Raw genomic sequence first — 22,392 nt, forward strand, 5'->3', positions numbered from 1 at the left:
GCGACTTCCTTAGGTTAGGCAGCCCTTAACTTTAGCCCCCACCGATCCGGCCGCCTTCGCGCGGGGAGGTCTATTACTTAGGTAATGCTTACCTTAGTATGTGGTGCGGTCAGGGCTCGGCTGAGCCGGTTCCGTCAAGCTTGGGAGGCGCGGTCACCTGTGTCCGCTAGTGAAGAGGCGATGGCGTACTGGGGTCGGCGGCTGGCTCCGCTTCCGCAGGAAACGGTCCTTCCGGTCGACTTCCCCTATCCGTCGCAGGCCTCCGCGGACCGGGAGACGGGCAGCCGCGTGCTCACGGGTACCGCACCCGAGATGTCGCTGCTCGCCGCGTACGTCGCGCTGTTGCACCGCTATGGCGGCTCCGGTGACATCACCGTCGGATACGACGGATCGCCGGTGCGGGTGGAGCTGAGCGGTGACACCGCCTTCGGCGAGGTCGTGCGGCGCGTGACCCGGGCCTGCGAGGAGGCGCGCGCGCACCGGGTCCCGCTCTCCCACCTGGTGGCCGAGCTGAGGCCCGAGCCCACGCGTGGCGGCGCGGCGTTCTTCAACACCGGTTTCGCACACGGCGGCACCCCGGCCGAGACCGCCGGCCCGCTGGACGTGGTGCTGGAGGTCACCGCGGGGGAGGTACGGGTGACCTACCGCACGGACCTGTTCGAGGCCGCGACCGCCGAACGGCTGCTGGGCCACTACACGACGCTGCTGGCCGACGGCCTCACCCGTCCTGAGGCCCCCATCGCGGAGCTGGAACTGCTGGGCGCGCGGGAGCGGCGCCGGATCCTCGTCGAATGGAACGACACCGGCCACTCGGTCGAGCCGCTGACCTGGCCGGAGATGTTCGCCGAGCAGGTCCGCCGCCGGCCGGACGCCGTCGCCCTGGTATTCGAGGACACCCGTCTCACCTACGCCGAGCTCGACGAGCGCGCCAACCGCCTGGCCCACCTGCTGATCGCCCGCGGTGCCGGTCCCGAGCGTGTGGTGGCCCTCGCCCTGCCCCGATCGGCCGAGCTGATCGTCGCCGAGGTCGCCGTGCTGAAGTCCGGCGCCGCGTACCTGCCGCTGGACACCGACTACCCGGCCGACCGCATCGCCTACATGCTGGGCGACGCCGCACCCGCCTGCCTCGTCACCACCGCCGGCACGGCGGACGCCATCCCCGCGTGCGACGGCATGGAACCGGTGGTCCTCGACGCGCCGGAGACCGTGCGGGAGCTCGCGGCGCGGCCGGGCCACGATCCGGCGGAGGCGGACCGGGGGCCGCTGACCATCCGCAACGCGGCGTACGTGATCTACACCTCGGGCTCCACCGGCCGTCCCAAGGGCGTCGTCCTGACGCACGCCGGCGTCGCCAAGCTCGTCGCCACGCAGAGCGAGCGCTTCGGCGTCGGGCCGGACAGCCGTGTCCTGCAGTTCGCCTCGCCCGGCTTCGACGTGGCCTTCTGGGACCTGTGCCTCGGTCTGCTCTCCGGGGGCCGCCTCGTCGTCGTACCGGCCGAACGCCGGGTGCCAGGCGCGCCGCTCGCCGACTACGCGAACGCCAACGGCGTCACCTTCATGATCTTGCCCCCGGCCCTGCTCGCCGCCATGCCGGACGACGTCCGGCTTCCGCCCGCCACCCTGCTGGCCGGCACGGAACGCGTGTCACCCGAGCTGGTCGGCCGCTATGCGCGCGGCAGGATGATGTTCAACGCCTACGGCCCGACCGAGGCGACCACCAACTCGACCCTCGGCCTGTGCGACCCCGACACCCCGCCCGGCGCCATCGTGCCCATCGGCGGCCCCGACCCGGGCACGCGAGCCTACGTGCTCGACGCCCGCCTTGAGCCGGTTCCCGCGGGGGTCGCGGGCGAGCTGTACCTCGGCGGCGCCGGTCTGGCGCGGGGGTATCTCGGGCGGCCGGACCTGACCGCGGAAAGGTTCGTCGCCTGCCCCTTCGGCGCCCCGGGGGAGCGGTTGTACCGCACGGGCGACCTGGTGCGCTGGAAGTCCGACGGGCGCCTTGAGTTCCTCGGCCGCGTCGACTCCCAGGTGAAGATCCGCGGCTTCCGTATCGAGCCGGGCGAGGTCGAGTCCGTGCTCCGGGGCCATCCCGCCGTCGACCAGGTCGCGGTCCTGGTCCGCGAGGACCGGCCCGGTGACCGGCGGCTGGCCGCCTACGTGGTCCCATCGCTCGTCGCCGAGGCCGGCCGCGAGGAGACCGAGCAGGTCGGGGAGTGGAAGGACCTGCACGAACTGCTCTACTCCGCCGCCGGCTCAGAGGACTTCCGCGAGAACTTCGCGGGCTGGAACAGCATGTACGACGGCCTGCCCATCCCGGTGGCGGACATGCGGGAGTGGCGGGACGCCACGGTCGCCGGCATCGAGGCGCTGCAGCCCCGCCGGGTGCTGGAGATCGGCGCGGGAAGCGGGCTCATCCTCTCCCGCGTCGCACCCGGCTGCGAGACCTACTGGGCCACCGACGTCTCCGAGGAGGCGGTGCGCGCGCTGCGCGTCCAGGCCGGCGCGGTACCGGAGCTGGAGGGCCGGGTGGAGTTGCGCGCCCAGCCCGCGCACGATGTCACCGGACTGCCAGAAAACTTCTTCGACACCATCGTGCTCAACTCCGTCGCCCAGTACTTCCCCAGCGCCGAGTACCTGGCGCGAGTCCTGCGCGCGGCGGCGACGCTGCTGGCCCCCGGCGGTCACCTGTTCGTCGGGGACGTACGGAACCTGCGCCTGCTGCGCTGCCTGCGCGCGGCCGTCGAGACCCGGCGCGGCGCCGACCCGGAGGACAAGCAGGCCCTGCGGACCGCCGTCGAGCGGTCCGTGCTCTGGGAGGGCGAGCTGCTGCTCGACCCCGACTTCTTCGCGGCGCTGGAGGACTTCGAGGCCGACGTACACGTCAAGCGGGGCGCCACCCACAACGAACTGACCCGGTACCGCTACGACGTGGTGCTGCGGAAGCGGGCCTCGGCCGAGGCGGCGCCGGCGCCTCACGATGCCCAGGAGGTCCACTGGTCCGAGATCGGCGGCCTCGGCGAGCTGGACGCGCGGCTGGCCGAGGGCCCCGCCCGGCTGCGGGTGACCGGGGTGCCCAACGCCCGGCTCGCCGAGGACCTCGCCGCGCTGCGGGACATCGAGGACGGCAGCCGTCCGGCCGCCCCGGAGAACGGCGCCGACCCCGAGTTGCTGCACTCGCTCGGCGCCCGGCACGGCTACCGCGTGGCCGTCACCTGGAACGGCCACGCCGACGACGGCGGCCTCGACGTGGTCTTCGGGGAAACGCCGCCCGGCGGCCTGTACCGCCCGGCCGGCATCTTCCCGCACGCCAACCGCCCCGCGCCGTTCCGGGACGTCGCCGCGCTGATGAGGACACTGCGCTCGCACGCGGCCGAGTGGCTCCCCGAGTACATGGTCCCCTCCGCCATCGTCCCCCTTCACCGGCTCCCGGTCACCCCGAGCGGCAAGCTGGACGGCGCCGCGCTCCCGGCCCCCGACTACGCCGGCCTCAGCTCCGGCCGCGCCCCGCGCGGCGCCCGCGAGGAACTGCTCTGCTCGCTGTACGCCGAGGTGCTGAACCTGCCGTCGGTCTCCGCCGAGGACGACTTCTTCGCCTTCGGCGGCGACAGCATCGTGGCCATCCAGTTGCTCATCCGCGCCCGCGCGGCAGGACTCCGGCTCACCTCCCGAGACGTCTTCCGCCACCGGACGGTGGCCGCGCTCGCCCAGGTCGCGGTGGAGCAGGCGGACGCCGGGGACGGCGAGGACGGCCTCCCGCTCGTCCGGCTGTCGCAGGCCGAGCTCGCGGAGGTCCTGGGCGAGGACCCGGTCACCGTCGAGGACGTGCTGCCGCTCAGCCCGCTCCAGGAGGGCTTCTTCTTCCACTCCCTCCTCGACGGCTCGGCCGGTGACGCCTACGTCGTCCAGCAGGTCATCGAGCTGACCGGCCCGGTCGACGGCGCGGCCCTGCGCCGCGCGGCCCGATCACTCCTGGACCGGCACGCCCCGCTGCGCGCCTGCTTCCGCCCGCGCCCGGACGGCCGGCCCGTGCAGATCGTGGCCGGTGGGCTGGACCTTCCCTGGCACGAGGTGGACCTGACGGGCCGGGACGCGGGGGAGCGCCCTGCGCTCGTCGACGCCGTCGCGGCCGGTGAGCGCGCCCGCCGCTTCGACTTGGCCCGGCCGCCGCTGGTGCGGTGCGCTTTCGTGCGGCTCGGGGGTGACCGCAGCCTCCTGATGCTGACGTTCCATCACATCGTCGCCGACGGATGGTCGCTGCCGGTGCTGCACCGCGAGCTGATGGCCTCCTACGGTGCCGGTGCCGGTGCCGCCGCCCTGCCCGAGGTGACGCCCTACCGCCGGTACCTGCGCCGCCTGTCCGTGGCCGATCGCGACGCCGCCCGCACGGCCTGGCGGACCGCGCTCGACGGGCTCGACGAGCCGACCCGGCTGGTCGGCACCCCGGCGGACGGCGCGCCGCTCAGGCCGGAACAGGTGCGCGTCGAGCTGCCCGAGCGCGCCACCGCCCGGCTGGCCGCTCGCGCGCGGGAGAACGGCGTGACCCTCGGAACGATGGTCCAGGGGGCGTGGGGCCTGCTCCTCGGGCGGCTGACCGGCCGGCACGACGTGGTCTTCGGCACCACCGTCTCCGGCCGCGACGCCGAGGTCGACGGCATCGAGTCCATGGTCGGCCTGTTCATCAACACCCTGCCGACCCGTTTCCGGTGGGACCCGGCCGCCACCCTCGCCGGCCTGCTGGGACGTCTCCAGGACGAGCAGGCCCGGCTGCTGGACCACCAGCACCTCGGGCTGTCGGAACTCCAGCGCCTCGCCGGGCTCGCCGGCGCCGGGGAGCTGTTCGACACCCTCGTCGTGTTCGAGAACTACCCCGCGGGAACCGGCCTCGCCGACCCCTCCGGCACGGTCCGGATCACCGGTCACGAGTTCAACGACGCCGTCCACTACCCGCTCGCCCTCATCGTCAAGCCGGGCCGACGGCTGGACCTGCGCCTGAAATACCACGCTCAGCGGCTGGACGGTGAGGCCGTACGGCGGGTCGCGGACCGGCTGACCCGGATCCTCCTGGCGATGGCCGACGACCCGGGGCGATCCGCCGCCCGCGTCGACCTGCTGTCGGAGGAGGAGGCGGCGCGCGCCCGAATGCGCGGGGAGGATCGGGAGCTTCCCGGGACCACTCTGGCCGCCGCCATCCAGAGCCAGGTGGCGCGCACCCCGGGGGCCACGGCCGTGGTCCACGACGGCGAGAGCCTCACGTACGAGGAACTGGACGTGCGCGCCGAGGCCCTGGCCCGGTGGCTGCGCGCCCGAGGCTCCGGCCGGGGGCGGATCGTCGCGGTCGCCGTGCCCCGCTCGGCCGACCTGATGGTGGCCCTGCTCGGGGTGCTGAAGTCCGGAGCGGCCTACCTGCCCATCGACATGGACTACCCGGCCGACCGCATCGCGTACATGCTCGCCGACTCCGGCGCGAGCACGGTCGTCACGACGACGGCCACGCTCCCGAGACTGCCCGGCGTCGACGGGCTCAGCCCGCTGGTTCTCGACGCCCCCTCGGGTCCGGCGGATCTTCCCGCGGCCGGCCCTGTCCGTGCGGACGCCCCCTCGGGTCCGGCGGGCCTTTCCGCCGGCCCGGTCCGTGCGGACGCCCGCCCGGACGACGCGGCGTACCTGATCTACACCTCCGGCTCGACGGGCCGCCCAAAGGGCGTCCTGGTCACCCACCGCGCCATCGTCAACCGGCTGGCCTGGATGCAGGGCGAGTACGGGCTGCGCGCCGACGACCGGGTGCTGCAGAAGACGCCCTCCGGCTTCGACGTGAGCGTGTGGGAGTTCTTCTGGGCGCTGTGCGAGGGCGCCGCCGTCGTGCTCGCCGCCCCCGACGGGCACCGCGATCCCGCCTATCTGGCCGCGCTCATCCGCGAGCAGCGCGTCACCACGATGCACTTCGTGCCCTCGATGCTCGACGCCTTCCTCGGGGCCGAGGAGATCACCGGCGACCCGTCCTGGGCCGCCTCGCTGCGCCGCGTCCTCAGCAGCGGCGAGGCGTTGCCCGGGTCCGCCGCGGCGCGCTGGCGGGCGCTCACCGGGGTGCCGCTGCACAACCTGTACGGCCCCACCGAGGCCGCCGTCGACGTCACCTATCACCGCTACGACGGCGCGCCGGACGCGACCGTGCCCATCGGCCGCCCGGTGTGGAACACCGGGCTGCGGGTGCTGGACTCCTGCCTGCGCCACGTCCCGGCCGGTGTGCCCGGGGAGCTCTACCTGACCGGCGTGCAGCTCGCACGGGGCTATCACGCCCGGCCCGCCCTGACCGCCGAGCGGTTCGTGGCCGATCCGTACGGCGGGCCCGGCGAGCGCATGTACCGCACCGGAGACCTGGTGCGCCGCCGTGAGGACGGCACTGTCGAGTACCTGGGCCGCACCGACCGGCAGGTCAAGCTGCGCGGCAACCGCATCGAGCCCGGCGAGATCGAAGCCGCGCTGGCCGGGCGGGCGCCGGTCGCCCAGGCGGCGGTGAGCGTCCACGGAGCGGCGCTCGTCGCCTACGTCGTCCCCGCACCGGGGGCGCGACGTCCTCTCGACGTGGCCGCGCTGCGCGCCGACCTCGCCGGCGTGCTGCCCGCGTCCATGGTGCCCGAGGCGTATGTGGAGCTCGACGCCCTTCCGCTGACCCCCAGCGGCAAGCTCGACCGCAACGCGCTCCCCGCCCCCCAGGCGGTCCGCGTCCCGGCGCGTGCTCCCCGTGGCGAACGCGAGCGCGTCCTCACCGAGATCTTCGCCGCCGTGCTGCGGCTCGACGAGGCGGGCGTCGATGACGACTTCTTCATGCTCGGCGGCGACAGCATCAGCTCGATCGGCGTCTCCAGCCGTGCCCGGCGGGCAGGGCTCGGCCTGAGCCCCCGGGACGTGTTCGAGCACCGCACTCCGGCCCGTCTGGCGGCCGCCGCCACGGTGACCGTCGCCGCGGAGCCGCGCGACCCGGGCTCCGGCTTCGAACTGACGGACGAGGAACGCGAGCACGTACGGCGCCTCGGCGGTGGCGCGGTGGCGGACATCTGGCCGCTGGCGCCGCTCCAGGAGGGCCTGTTCTTCCACTCGACGTACGACGCGGGCGGCCTGGACGTCTACACCGTCCACGAGTCCTTCGACCTCGCCGCCGGGGTCGACGCCGGACGGCTGCGGGCCGCCACCAGAGCGCTGCTGGCCCGCAACCCCAGCCTGCGCGCCGGGTTCACCAGCGAAGGACTGCGCCGGCCGGTGCAGTTCATCGTCCGTGACCCCGAACCGCCGCTCGAAGAGGCCGACCTGACCGGCCTGCCCGCCGCCGAGCAGGACGAGCGGCTACGGGAGCTGATGGACGCCGAGCGGACCCGCAGGTTCGACCTGGCCCGGCCGCTGCTGTTCCGGATGCTGCTGATCCGTCTCGGCGAGGGCCGTGGCGACCGCCTGGTCATCGGCCGGCACCTGTTGCTGTGGGACGGCTGGTCCGCGTGGCTCTTCCTCGGCCAGCTCTTCGCGCTGTACGAGACCGGCGGTGACGAGCGCGGGCTGCCGCACCCCGGCTCGTACCGCGACTATCTGACCTGGCTGGAGGCCCAGGACGCCGGGGTCGCCACGCGCGCCTGGCGCAGCGCCCTAAGCGGCCTGGAAGAACCCACGCTGCTCGCCGCCGGCGACCGGAGCCTGGAGCCGGTCATCCCGGAGAGCCTGGACGCCGTCCTGCCCACCGGCCTTGGCGAGCGGTCGCGCGAGGCGGCCCGCCGGAACGGCCTGACCCTCAACACGGTGCTCACCACCGCGTGGGGACTGGTGCTCGCGGGTGCCACCGGCCGCACCGACGTGGTGTTCGGCACGACGGTCGCGGGCCGCCCGAGCGAGGTGCCGGACGTCGAGAACGTCATCGGCATGTTCCTCAACACCGTCCCCGCCCGCATCGCCTTCGACCCGGCCGAGCCGGTGCTGGACCTGCTGCGACGCGTCCAGGACGAGCGCCTGGCCCTGATGCCGTACGAGTACCTGGGCCTTGGCGTGGTGCAGTCGGAGAGCGGGCACCGGCAGCTGTTCGACACCCTCTTCGTGCTGCGCGACGGCGACACCGAGCAGCGGCTCGCGGAGCTGTCGCGCCGCCACGGCGCCACCGCCGTGGCCAACGTCGACGCCACCCACTATCCCCTCAACCTCATCGTGACGCCGGGCGAGCGGATCCGGGTCACGCTCGCCTACCGCCCCGACGTCATCGCGGGTACGCGAGCGCGGGACCTGCTGGACCGCTTCACCCTGCTGCTGGACCGGTTGACAGGCGACCTTCGCGCGCCCGCCGGTCGTCTGGACCCCCTGCTGCCCGCCGAACGGGCCGCGCTGGAGCGGGAGCGGGCGCAGAGCCGCGTCCCGGCCATCCGGGACACCATCGCCGACCTGCTCGCCGCGCGGAGCGCCCGCACCCCGGATGCGACCGCGCTGGTCTTCGGCGGCCAGAGCGTCACCTACGCCGACCTGGACGCCCGCGTCAACCGCATGGCCCGGTCGCTGCTCGCGCACGGCGCGGCGCCGGAGAAGATCGTCGCGCTCGCCCTGCCGCGCTCCATCGACATGGTCGTCGCCCTGTTCGCGGTCCTGCGCACGGGTGCCGCCTACCTGCCGCTCGAACTCGACCATCCCGACGACCGGCTCAGGATGACGCTCGCCGACGCCCGGCCGGCCCTGCTGCTGACCACCACCGCCGTCTCCGGCCGGCTGGAGGGCGGCGTGCCGGACGTCCCGCGACTCCGGCTCGACGACCCGGCGCTCATCCGGGAACTCGCGGGGTTCTCCGGCGAGCCGGTCACCGAGGCCGACCGCCCCCGCTTCAGCCTGGAACACCCGGCGTACGTCATCTACACCTCCGGGTCGACGGGGCGTCCCAAGGGCGTCGTCACGCCGTACCGGGGCCTGACCAACATGCTGCTCAACCACCAGAAGGAGATCTTCGCCCCGGCCGTCGCCTCCGCCGGCGGGCGCCGGCTGCGCATCGCGCACACGGTCTCCTTCGCCTTCGACATGTCGTGGGAGGAACTGCTCTGGCTGGTCGAAGGGCATGAGGTGCACGTCTGCGACGAGGAACTGCGGCGCGACGCCGAGGCCCTGGTCGCCTACTGCGAGACCCACCGCGTCGACGTCGTCAACGTCACCCCCACCTACGCCCACCTGCTGCTGGAGGAAGGGCTGCTCGACGGGCACCGCCCGCCGCTGGTGCTGCTCGGGGGCGAAGCGGTGCCGGAGACGGTCTGGAGCCGGCTCCGCGACACCGAAGGGACCTACGGCTACAACCTCTACGGCCCCACCGAGTACACCATCAACACCCTCGGCGGCGGCACGGATGACAGCCCCACCCCCACGGTCGGCCGTCCCATCCGCGGCACCCGCGGCCACATCATGGACGCCTGGCTGCGCCCGGTCCCCGACGGTGTCCCCGGCGAGCTGTACATCGCCGGGGTCGGCCTGGCCCGCGGCTATCTCGGCAGACCGGGACTGACCGCCGAGCGGTTCGTCGCCGACCCGTACGGCGGGCCCGGCGAGCGCATGTACCGCACCGGGGACCTGGTGCGGCGCCGTGCCGACGGCAACCTGGACTTCCTGGGCCGCACCGACGACCAGGTCAAGATCCGTGGTCACCGGGTGGAGCTGGGGGAGATCGAGACCGTGCTCGCCCAGCACCCCGAGGTCGCCCAGGCCGCGGTCATCGCCCGCGACGACCCCTCCGCCCCCGGCGCCCGCCGCCTCGTCGGCTACGTGGTGCCCGCCGAGCTCACCGCCGAGGAGCGGGAGTCCGCGGAACGGGAGCGCATCGGCGAGTGGCAGGAGATCTACTCCGACGAGTACGAGCAGATCGGCACCGCCGTCTTCGCCGAGGACTTCGCGGGCTGGGACAGCAGCTACGACGGGCGGCCCATCCCGGTCGAGCACATGCGCGAGTGGCGCGAGCAGACCGTCGCCCGCATCCGCGAGCTGCGCCCGCGCCGCATCCTGGAGATCGGCGTCGGCTCCGGCCTGCTGCTGTCCCGGCTGGCGCCCGAGGCGGAGGCGTACTGGGCGACGGACCTCGCCGCACCGGTGATCCGCAAGATCGGCCAGGACCTGCGCCGCGACCCCGAACTGGCCGCCAAGGTCGAGCTGCGCCACCTGCCCGCCCACGTGACCGACGGGCTGCCCACCGGCTACTTCGACACGATCGTCATCAACTCCGTCGTCCAGTACTTCCCGAGCGCCGGCCATCTGACCGAGGTCATCCAGGGCGCCATGCGGCTGCTGGTGCCCGGGGGCGCGATGTTCGTCGGCGACGTACGGAACCAGCGGCTCGCCCGCGCCTTCCACACGGCCGTCCAGCTCACCCGGGCGGGGGAGGACGCCGGCCCCGAGGAGCTCGCCGCGGCCGTCGACCGGAGCCTCGCGCTGGAGAAGGAGCTCCTGGTCGACCCCGACTACTTCTCGACCCTGGGCCTCGGCGTCGACCTGCGCACCAAGCGGGGGCACCACCACAACGAGCTGGCCCGCTACCGCTACGACGCCATCCTCTACCACGGCGAGCCCGACGTCCGGCTCGGCGACGAGCCCGTGCTGGAGTGGGCGGAGGTCGCCGCCCCGGACGGCGACCCGGCCTCGCGGCGGGGCGATCTGGCCGCCGGCTCCGGTGGCGGGCCGGGATCGGTGGACGGGCTCGCGCGCCGTCTGCGCGAGCGGCGGCCGGAGCGGCTGGGCATCGTCGGCGTGCCCGACGCCCGGGCCGCCGGCGAGCGCGGCGCGACGATCACCGAGGGAGTGGAGCCCGAGGCGCTGCACGCACTGGCGGCCGAGGAGGGCTACCGGTTGCTCACCACCTGGTCACGCGAGCCGGGCCGCTACGACGCCGTCTTCGTGCGTGGCGGGTTCCGGGTGACCTCGGGTCTCCACCTGCCCGGCGGCGGCACGCCCCCGTACGCCAGTACCCCGACGGCGGCGCGCGGCGCGGGCGGCCTCGTGCGCCGCCTGCGGGAGGACCTGCGGCGGCGGCTGCCCGACTACATGGTCCCGGCCGCCCTCGTGACGCTCGACCGGCTGCCCATGAACGACAACGGCAAGCTCGATATACGGGCGCTGCCGGACGCCGAGCCCGCGACGCGGTCCGCGGGAGGCCGGGAACCGCGGACACCTCAGGAAGAGGTGCTCTGCCGGCTCTTCGCCGAGGTCCTCGGCCTGCCCAAGGTCGGCGCGGAGGACGCCTTCTTCGACCTCGGCGGCCACTCGCTGCTCGCCACCCGGCTCATCAGCCGGGCGCGCACGGAGCTGGGCGCCGAGCTGGCCATCCGCGACCTGTTCGAGGCCCCGACGCCCGCCCTGCTGGCCGGCCGCGCGCAGGCGGGACGGCCCGCCCGGACGGCCGTGGAGCCGGCCGACCGCCCCGAGCGTGTCCCGGTCTCCCCGGCGCAGCGGCGGCTGTGGCTGGCCGAGCGGCTCAGCGGCGGCGACGCCTACCACTTCCCGCTGGTCTTCCGGCTGCGCGGCCCGTTGGACACCGTCGCGCTCCGCCAGGCGCTGCGCGACGTGGCAGGCCGTCACGAGGCGCTGCGCACCGTCTTCCCCGAGCACGAGGGCGAGCCGTACCAGCTGATCACGGCCGAGGCCGATCCGCCCTTCACCGTCGAGGACTGCCCCGAGGGAGAGCTGGACGCCCGGATCGCCACCGCCGTCGGCCGTCCGTTCGACCTCGGCGCGGAACCCCCGCTGCGGGCCGAGGTGTTCCGGGTCGCGGCGGACGACCACGTGGTGGCGATCGTGCTGCACCACATCACCACCGACGAATGGTCCGACCGGCCGTTCCTCGCCGATCTCGCGACCGCGTACCGGGCCCGCCGCGACGGCGGAGCACCGGGATGGGCGCCGCTGCCGGTGCAGTACGCCGACTACACCCTCTGGCAGAACCGGCTTCTCGGTGAGCCGGCCGACCCCCGAAGCGAGGGGGCCCGGCAGCTCGAGTTCTGGACCGGCGCGCTGGCCGGCCTGCCGGAGGAGATCCCGCTCCCGCTCGACCGGCCCCGTCCCGCCGAGCCCAGCGGCCGGGGCGGCATGGTGCGGCGGGAACTGCCCGCCGGCACCGCCCGCGCCCTGCGCGCCATGTGCGGCGAGACCGGCACCAGCATGTTCATGCTGCTCCAGGCCGCCGTCGCCGCGCTGCTGCACCGGATGGGCGCGGGCACCGACATCCCGCTCGGCGCCCCCATCGCAGGACGCACCGACGGCGCCCTGGACGACCTGGTCGGATTCTTCGTCAACACCCTGGTGCTGCGCGCCGACCTGTCCGGCGACCCGACGTTCACCGAGCTGCTGGCCCGGGTCAGGGACGCGGACCTGGCCGCCTTCGAGCACCAGGACCTGCCCTTCGAGCGGGTCGTGGAAGCGGTCAACCCGCCTCGCGTGCCGGGACGCAATCCGCTCTTCCAGGTCATGCTGGGCTACCACTACCGCCCCGGCGGCGACCCGGACGTGCTGGACCTGCCCACCCAGTGGTGGCCGACGCGGCTCGAGACCGCCAAGTTCGATCTGGACTTCACCTTCGTCGACCACGCAGGCGAGGACCGCGTCACGCTGCTGCTGGAGTACGCCGCGGACCTCGCCGACCCGGGGACGGCGCGGGCGCTGGCCGAGCGCACCGTGACCCTGCTGGGCAGGCTGGCCGCCGCCCCCGATGAGCCGGTCAGCCGGATACCCGTGCTGACCGGCGCGGAGCTGGAGGCCTCGCTCGGCGCCTGGAACGACACCGCGCGCCCGGTGGAACGGCGCACGGTGCCCGAGCTGTTCGCCGAGGCGGCCCGCACCCGGAGCGGCCAGGTCGCGCTGGTCGCGAACGGCCGCAGGCTGACCTTCGGAGAGCTGTCCGCCGAGGTCGCGCGCATCGCCCGGCTGCTGCTGTGTCGCGGGGTGGGCGCCGAGAGCGTGGTCGGGCTGGCCCTGCCCCGGGCCGAGATGGTGCCCGCGATCCTCGGCGTGCTCGCCGCGGGCGCGGCCTACCTGCCGCTCGACCCCGGGTACCCGGCCGAGCGGCTGGAGTTCATGCTCGCCGACGCCTCACCCGTCTGCGTGCTCACCACCACGGCCCTCGCGCCCCGGCTCCCGGCCGGGCGGGCGGAGACGATCCTGCTCGACCTCGTCCCGAATCCGTCCGAGCCGCAAGAGCACCCCGGCGACGGCCGTCCCGCCACCACCGGCGCGGGACTCCCCGACCGGCCGCCCGTCTGCGATGACGCCCCGGTCGCGCGTGGACTTGACGCCGGGCTCCCCGGCCGGCCGTGGAACCGCTCCGATGACGTCCCGGCCGTCCGCGCGCTGCCGTCCGGTGCCGCGTACGTCATCTACACCTCCGGCTCCACCGGCAGGCCCAAGGGCGTGGTCGGCACCCACCGGGGCCTGAGCAATCTGTTCGGCTCCCACCGCGAGGACCTCATCGACCCGGCCCGCCGGGCGGCGGGACGTGAGACGCTTCGCGCGGTGCACGCCGCGTCGTTCAGCTTCGACGGCTCGTGGGAGCCCCTGCTGTGGCTGCTCGCCGGGCACGAACTGCACGTCGCCGACGAGAACACCATGACCGACCCGGCCGCCCTCCTGGACTACCTGGCCGATGAGCGCATCGACTTCGTCGACCTCACCCCCACCTACCTCCAGGAACTGGTCCATCACGGGTTCCTCGACCCCGGCCGCCATCGCCCGGGGCTCATCGCCGTGGGCGGCGAGGCCACCCCCGCCCCGCTCTGGGACCGGCTGCGCGCGCTGCCCGGCACGGTCGTCCACGACCTGTACGGGCCGACCGAGTGCGCCGTCGACGCCTATGGATGGCACGGCGCCGGTGCTGACCGGCCGGAACCCTGGGCCGCGCCGCTGGCCAACACCCGCGCCCACGTGCTGGACCACGCGCTTCGTCCTGTCCCCGCCGGGGTGGCGGGGGAGCTCTACCTGGCGGGGGAGGGACTGGCCCGCGGGTACCTGGGCCGCCCGGGACCGACCGCCGAGCGGTTCGTCGCCGACCCGTTCGGGAAGCCCGGCAGCCGCATGTACCGGACCGGCGACCTGGCGCGCCGCCGGGCCGACGGCACCCTCACGTTCCTCGGCCGGGCCGACGACCAGGTCAAACTGCGCGGCTTCCGCATCGAGCTCGGCGAGATCGAAGCGGTGCTGCGCGCCCATCCCGACGTGGCGCAGGCCGCCGTGACGATCCGCGAGGACCACCCCGGCGTACGGCGCCTGGTGGCCTACGTGGTCGCGTCGCCCGGCCGGGCCATCGGCCCCGCCGCCCTGCGCGCGCATGTCGCCGCGGCGCTGCCCGAGCACATGGTCCCGGCGGCGTTCGCGCGGCTCCCGGCCCTGCCGAGGTCGATCAGCGGCAAGCTGGACCGCCACGCGCTGCCCGCGCCCGATCCGGCGGCGCCGACGCCGGGACGGCGTCCCCGCGACGCCCGTGAGGAGATCCTCTGCGAGCTGTTCGCCGCCGTGCTGGGCGCGGAACGGGTGGGCGCCGACGACGACTTCTTCGCGCTCGGCGGTCACTCCCTGCTGGCCATGCGACTGGTGAGCCGCATCCGCTCGGCGCTCGGCGCCGAGGTCACCCTGCGAGCCGTCTTCGAGGCGCCCACCGCCGCCCGGCTCGCCGAGCGGCTGCGGGAGGGAGGGCACGGCACGCCCGCGCCCGCCCCCGTGGCCAGGCCCGAGTTCCCGCCTCTGTCCTTCGCCCAGCAGCGGCTGTGGGTCCTGCACCGGCTGGAGGGTCCCGGCGCCGCCTACACCATCCCGATGGCCTGGCGGCTGTCGGGCCCGCTGGACCATTCCGCGCTGGACGCCGCCGTGCGGGATCTGGCGGTCCGGCACGAAAGCCTGCGCACGGTGTTCCCCGAGCGGGACGGACTCGCCTACCAGCGGATCCTCGATCCCGGCCAGGTCCGCATCACCACGCGCGTGGAGCAGGTCACCGAGGAGGAGCTTCCCCGGCGGCTGGCCGAGGCGGCGCGCCTCGGCTTCGAGATCGACCGCGAACCACCGCTGCGGGCCTGGGTCTTCCAGCTCGCCCCGGAGGAGCACGTGCTCCTGCTGGTGGTGCACCACATCGCCGGTGACGAGTGGTCCGACCGGCCCCTGTGGCGCGACCTCACCGCCGCCTACCAGGCACGCCGCGACGGCCGGGCGCCCGGCTGGGCGCCGCTGCCGCTCCATTACGCCGACTACACCCTCTGGCACCGCGACATGCTCGGAGACGCCGGGGACCCGAGCAGCCCGCAGGCGCGCGGGCTGGCCTTCTGGCGCGAGACCCTGGCGGGGCTGCCCGAGGAACTGGCGCTCCCGGCCGACCGGCCACGCCCCACCGAGAGCAGCCATCGCGGCGGCGCGGTCGGCCTGTCACTCGGCCCCGAGCTGGAACAAGGCCTGCGCCGCCTCGCCCGGAGCCAGGGCGTCAGCATGTTCATGGTGGCCCAGGCCGCCGTGGCCGCGCTGCTGCACCGGCTCGGAGCCGGAGACGACATCCCCCTCGGCGCGCCGATCTCCGGACGGACCGACGAGAACCTGGAAGACCTGGTCGGATTCTTCGTCAACTCCCTGGTGCTGCGCACCGATCTGTCCGGAACGCCGACGTTCGGCGAGCTGCTGACCCGGGTCCGCGAGACGGACCTGGCCGCCTACGAGCACCAGGACCTGCCGTTCGAGCGGGTCGTCGAGGCGATCAACCCGGCCCGCTCGCTGGCCAGGCACCCGCTGTTCCAGGTGATGGTCGTCTACCTCACCGGCCAGGGCGGCGCGCCCGGCTTCCCCGGGCTGACCGCGCGGCACGAACCTGTCGGCCAGGAGACCGCGAAGTTCGACCTGAGCTTCGACTTCATCGAGCAGGGTGACGACAGCGGCATCCAGGGCTGGATCGAGTACAGCTCCGACCTGTTCGACCGCGACACGGTCGAGGGGATCGCGAGGCGGCTGGTCCGGCTGCTGGAGCAGGTGGTTGCCGACCCCGGACTGCCGGTGAACCGCATCGAGGTCCTGGACCCCTCGGAGCGGCGGCTGGTCGTCGAGCGGTGGAACGACACCGCGCGAGCGGTGGAGGCGACCACCCTGCCGGAGCTGTTCCGCGCCCAGGCCGCCCGGACGCCGGACGCGCTCGCGCTGGTCTTCGGCGACCGCCGCCTGACCTACGCCGAACTGGACATCCAGGTCGAGCGCGCCGCACGGGCACTGGCGGGGATGGGGGCGGGCCCGGAGCGCACGGTGGCGGTCGCGCTGCCACGCTCGGTGGACCTGGTGGTCGCCCTGCTGGCGGTGCACCGCACCGGCGCGGCCTACCTCCCGCTGGACCCCGGCTATCCGCCGGAGCGGGTCGCGTTCATGCTCCAGGACGCCCGGCCGGTCTGCGTGCTGCGCGAGGGGCTGCCCGACGGCCCGCCGGGAGAGCCGCCCTCGGCCTACGACCCCCGGCACCCGGCGTACGTGATCTACACCTCCGGCTCGACCGGCAGGCCGAAGGGCGTGGTGGTGCCGCACGAGGGCATCGTCAACCGCCTGCTGTGGATGCAGGAGGAGTACGGCCTGACCGCCGGCGACCGCGTGCTCCAGAAGACGCCGTCCAGCTTCGACGTGTCGGTGTGGGAGTTCTTCTGGCCGCTGATCACCGGCGCGGCGCTGGTCGTGGCCAGGCCGGAGGGCCACAGGGACCCCGCGTACCTGGCCGGGCTCATCAGGGACGAGCAGGTCACCACCGTGCACTTCGTGCCGTCGATGCTCCGGGCGTTCCTGGAGGACCCCGCCGCCGCCCGGTGCACGGGACTGCGCCGGGTGATGTGCAGCGGTGAGGCGCTGCCCGCCGGCCTCGCCGCCCGCTTCCACTCCGTCCTGCCCGCCGAACTGCACAACCTCTACGGGCCGACCGAAGCGTCCGTCGACGTCACCGCGATCCGCGTCCCGCCCGGCGCGAGCGTCGTCCCGATCGGGCGGCCGGTGTGGAACACCCGGGTGTACGTGCTGGACGACGCCCTGCGCCCGGTGCCTCCGGGAGCCGGCGGAGAGCTGTACCTCGCGGGCGCCCAGCTCGCGCGGGGTTACCTGGACCGTCCAGGGCTGACCGGCGAGCGGTTCGTCGCCGACCCGTACGGGGCACCCGGCACGCGCATGTACCGCACGGGCGACCTGGCGCGCTGGAACCGTGACGGGACGCTGGAGTTCCTCGGCCGGGCCGACGACCAGGTCAAGGTCCGCGGCTTCCGTATCGAGCTCGGCGAGATCGAGGCGGTGCTGGCGCGCCACGAGACGGTGGCGCACGCCACGGTGGCCGCCCACGACCAGCGGCTGGTGGCGTACGTCGTCCCGGCGCCCGGCCGGGAGGCGCCCGGCCCGGCGTCCCTGCGCGACCTGGCCCGCGCCGCGCTTCCCGAGTACATGGTCCCGTCGGCATTCGTCGCCGTCGGCGCCCTTCCGCTGACCCCCAGCGGCAAGCTCGACCGCAAGGCCCTGCCCGCGTACGACTTCGCGGCCGAGGTGACCGGAACACGGCCGCGCGACCCGCGCGAGCAGCTGCTGTGCGAGCTGTTCGCCGGCGTGCTCGGTCTCGAACGCGTGGGGGTGGAGGACGACTTCTTCACCCTCGGCGGTGACAGCATCGTCGCCATGCAGCTGGCCGGCCGGGCCCGGTCGGCCGGCCTGGCGATCACCCCCCGAGATGTCTTCCGGCACAAGACCGCCGCCGCGCTGGCCGCCGCCGCCGGAGCGCTGGAGGCCGCGGGCGACCCGGCCTCCTCCGCCGAGCCGCTCACCCTCACCGAGGACGAGCGTGCCGAGGTCGCGGGCGCGGGCGAGGTCTGGCCGCTGACGCCGCTCCAGGCGGGCCTGCTGTTCCACGCCTCCTTCGACTCCGGAGCCGAGGGGCCCGACGTCTACACCGTCCAGGTGTCGTACGACATCGACGGCCCGCTCGACGCCGCCCGGCTGCGCGCGGCCGGCCAGGCCCTGCTCGACCGGCACGACAACCTCCGCGCCGGCTTCCGGTACCTGTCCTCCGGCCGTCCGGTGGCCGTCGTACCGCGGACGGCCGCCCTTCCGTGGCGTCAGGTGGACCTGTCGGAGCTGGACGAGGAGGCCAGGGAACAGCGGTGGACCCGGCACCTCGCCGGCGAGCGGCGCCGGTTCACGCCGGCGGAACCGCCGCTGCTGCGGATGACGCTGGCCCGCATGGGTCCCGGCCGTCATCGCCTGGCGATCTCCCACCAGCACCTGCTGCTCGACGGCTGGTCGATGCCGCTGCTGATGCGGGAGCTGTCCGAGCTGTACGGCCGCGGGACCGGCCTGCCGGCCCGTCCGGCCCCGTACCGGGAGTTCCTCGCCTGGCTCGCGCGGCAGGACGCGGACGCCTCCGCCGCCGCCTGGGCCGAGGCCCTGCACGGACTGGAGGAGCCGACCCACCTGGCGCACGCCGACCCCAACCGGGCTCCGCTCGTGCCGGAGACGCACACCACGCGCCTGACCCGGGAGACGACCGAGGCCCTCACCGCCCTCGCCCGGTCCCGCGGCCTGACACTCAACACCCTGGTTCAGGGCGCCTGGAGCATCCTGCTGTCCCGGCTGACCGGCCGCGACGACGTGGTCTTCGGCGCGACGGTCTCCGGGCGGCCCCCGGAGCTCGACGGGGCCGAGACGATGATCGGGCTGTTCATCAACACGGTCCCCGTCCGCGTCCGGCTGCGCCACGACGAGCCCCTGTCGGCGTTCCTCGACCGCCTCCAGGACGAGCAGTCCCGGCTCATCGCCCACCAGCACGCCGGCCTGGCCGCCATCCAGCGCCGGGCCGGCCTGGGCGAGCTCTTCGACACGCTCGTGGTGTTCGAGTCCTACCCCGGCGCCGAGGGACCGGCTGACGGTCTGCGCACCGCCGTACTCGACCACCAGGACTCCACCCACTACCCCTTCACCTGGGCGGTCGAGCCCGCCGACCGGCTGACCCTGACGGCGGAGTTCCGGCCCGACCTGTTCGACCGCGCGACGGCCGAGCGCATGGCCGGCTCCATGGTGCGGATCTTCGAGGCGATGACGGCCGACGCCGGGCGGCTCGTCGGCCGGGTCGACGTCCTCACCCCCGCCGACCGCCACGCCGTCCTCACCGCCTGGAACCACACCATCCCCGCCGTCGCCCCCGGCACGCCCGCCACCATCCCGGCGCTCTTCGAGGCCCAGGCGGCCGCCGCGCCGGACGCCGTGGCCGTCGTGTCGGACCAGGTCACCTGGACCTTCGCCGAGCTCAACGAGCGCGCCAACCGGCTCGCCCGCCTGCTCGTCGAGCACGGCGCGGGACCGGAGCGGATCGTCGCCCTGTCGCTACCGCGCTCGGCGGACTTCCTGCCGGCGATGCTCGCCGTGCTGAAGTCGGGCGCGGCCTATCTGCCCCTCGACGCCGACCTGCCCACGGAGCGGGTGCTCGGCATGCTCGCCGACGCCAGGCCCCTGCTGATCCTCACCGGCGCGGGACACACGCTCCCCGGCAGCGGGATCCCGATGCTGCGCCTGGACGCTCCCGAGACCGGCGGACGGCTCGCCGCGCAGCCAGGCGACGACCTCACCACGGCCCCGGACCCCCGGCACCCGGCGTACGTCATCTACACCTCCGGATCCACCGGCATGCCCAAGGGCGTGGTGGTCTGCCACGGCAGCGTCGTCAACCTGTTCCACAGCCACCGCCGGACGCTCCACGACCTGGCCAAGCGCGTCACCGGCCGCAGGCACCTGCGTGTCGGCCACGCCTGGTCGTTCTCCTTCGACGCCTCCTGGCAGCCGCAACTGTGGCTGCTGGACGGGCACGCGCTGCACATCCTGGACGACGAGACGCGCCGCGACCCGGAGCTGACGGCCAAGGCCATCCGCGAGCAGCGGCTCGACTTCATCGAGGTCACGCCCTCCTTCCTCGCGCAGATGGCCGGCACCGGCCTGTTCGAGGACGGCGAGTGCCCGCTCGCCGTGGTCGGCGTCGGCGGCGAGGCGGTGCCGGACTCGCTGTGGAGTGAGCTGGCCGCCCTGCGCTCGACCGAGGCGTTCAACCTCTACGGCCCGACCGAGGCCACGGTGGACGCCCTGGCCGCCCGTGTCGGGGACAGCGCGTCTCCCGTGATCGGCCGGCCGGTGGCGGGCACCCGGTCGTACGTGCTGGACGCCGCCCTGCGGCCCGTCCCCCCGGGGGTCACCGGAGAGCTGTACCTGGCCGGCGCCGGGCTGGCCCGGGGCTACCTCGGCCGTCCGGCCCTGTCCGCCGAGCGGTTCGTCGCCGACCCGTACGGGCACCTGTACGGCGAGGCCGGCGCGCGCATGTACCGCACCGGCGACCTCGCCCGCTGGAACGCCGCCGGGCAACTGGAGTACGGCGGTCGTGCCGACCACCAGGTGAAGATACGCGGGTTCCGCGTCGAGCCGGCCGAGATCGAGGCCGTGCTGGACCGGCACGAGTCCGTCGCCCAGGTCGTGGTCGTCGCCCGGGAGGACCGGCCGCCGATCAAGCAGCTGGTCGCCTACGTCGTACCGGACATCGGGTCGCCGGATCCGGGCGCCCTGCGTGCGCACGCCGCGGCGTCCCTGCCCGAGTACATGGTCCCGGCGGCGGTGGTGATCCTGGACGAGCTGCCGCTGCTCCCCAACGGCAAGCTCGACCGCGGGGCGCTCCCCGCCCCGGACTTCACGGCGGGCGCCGGCGGGCGCGAGCCCGCAGGCGAGGTGGAACGCACGCTGTGCGCGCTCTTCGCCGAGGTGCTCGGCCTGCCCGTGGCCGGCGCCGACGACGACTTCTTCGGCCTCGGCGGTGACAGCATCGTCGCCATGCACCTGGTCAGCCGCGCCCGCGCGGCGGGCCTGGGCATCACTCCGCGCCAGGTCTTCCAGCACCGCGCGGTCGCGGCCCTGGCCACCGTCGCGGTTGCGCTGGACCCCGGCTCCCGCGACCGGGCGCACGACGACGGCACAGGAACGGTTCCGCTGACCCCGATCATGCACGCCATGCGGGAGCGGGGCGGCCCGATCCAGGGGTACCACCAGGCGGCCCTGCTCCAGACGCCCGCGACCCTGGACGAGCCCGGCCTCAGGACCGTACTTCAGGCGGTCGTGGACCGGCATGACATGCTGCGGGCCCGCCTGGAGCGGACCCCCGGCGGCGACGGCGGCGAGTCGTGGGCGTTGCGGGTGCCTGCCCCCGGTTCGGTGGACGTGACGTCCATGCTGGTACGGGTCGACACGGCGGGCGCCGGTGAGACGGCGCTGCGCGCGGCCATCGCCCGGCACGCGCACCAGGCCCGTGCCCGGCTCGATCCGGACGCGGGGGACATGGTGCGGGCGGTCTGGTTCGACGCCGGCCGTGGACGTCCCGGACGGCTGCTGCTGCTGATCCACCACCTGGTGGTGGACGGCGTGTCCTGGCGGGTCCTGCTGCCCGACCTCGCCGCGGCCTGGCGGGACGTCACGGCAGGCGGGCCCGTGGAGCTCGCCCCGGCCGGGCTGTCCTTCCGGCGCTGGTCGCACCTGCTCGGCGAGCGGGCCGCGGACCCGGCCCGCGAGGACGAGCTTCCCCTGTGGACCTCGATCCTCTCCGGCGCCGACCCGCTTCCCGTCGCTCGGGCACTCGACCCCGAGCGCGATGTGGTCGCCACCACGAGGTACCTGTCCCAGGCCCTGCCCGCCGGCCTCACGGCACCGCTGCTCGGCCGGGTGCCCGCCGCCTTCGGCGCGACCGTCAACGACGTGCTGCTCACGGCGCTGGCGCTGGCGGTCGCCGACTGGCGCGCCCGCCGGACCGACGGGGGGAGCGGCGGCACCTCGGTCCTGGTCGACCTGGAGGGCCACGGCCGCGAGGAGGAACTCGCGGGCGACGCGGACCTGTCGCGCACGGTCGGCTGGTTCACCAGCGTCGTCCCGGTCCGCCTGGACCCGGGCCCCGTCGACCTCGCCGACGCGCTGGCGGGCGGCCCGGACCTCGACCGCGCGCTGACCCGGGTCAAGGAGCATCTTGCCGCGCTGCCGGCGGCCGGCATCGGTCACGGCCTGCTGCGGCACCTGAACCCGGTGACCGGACCGGAGCTGGCCCGGCTGGGCGAGGCGCAGATCGAGTTCAACTACATGGGTCGTTTCGCCCGTCCGGAGGCGGCCGACTGGTCCTACGCGCCCGAGGACGACGCCGCGGACCTGGACGCCGATCCGGACATGCCGATGTCGCACCTGCTGACCGTCAACGCGCTGACCGAGGACCGCCCCGGCGGGCCGGAACTCGTCGCCCACTGGTCCTTCGCCTCCACGGTGCTGTCCGAGGAGGCGGTCAGAGACCTGGCCGGCACCTGGTTCCGGGCGCTGCGCGCTCTCGTGCGCCGCGCGGAGGCGCTGAACAAGTGA

1 protein-coding gene is annotated in these 22,392 nt (G+C 74.5%); it reads left to right on the forward strand.

The window, feature by feature from the left end; all coding sequences use genetic code 11:
* The first annotated feature begins 180 nt into the window (after nt 1-180).
* A complete protein-coding gene (locus ABD810_RS19190; RefSeq protein ID WP_344941670.1) occupies nt 181-22,392 on the forward strand; it encodes a non-ribosomal peptide synthase/polyketide synthase in 22,212 nt (7,403 codons plus the stop codon).

Origin of the sequence: Sphaerisporangium flaviroseum, from assembly GCF_039537005.1 — a bacterium.
Lineage (GTDB): Bacteria > Actinomycetota > Actinomycetes > Streptosporangiales > Streptosporangiaceae > Sphaerisporangium > Sphaerisporangium flaviroseum.

What these genes read in the sequence shown, in the direction of transcription:
- ABD810_RS19190 (WP_344941670.1), top strand. Translation starts at nt 181, where the DNA reads ATGGCGTACTGGGGTCGGCGGCTGGCTCCGCTTCCGCAGGAAACGGTC.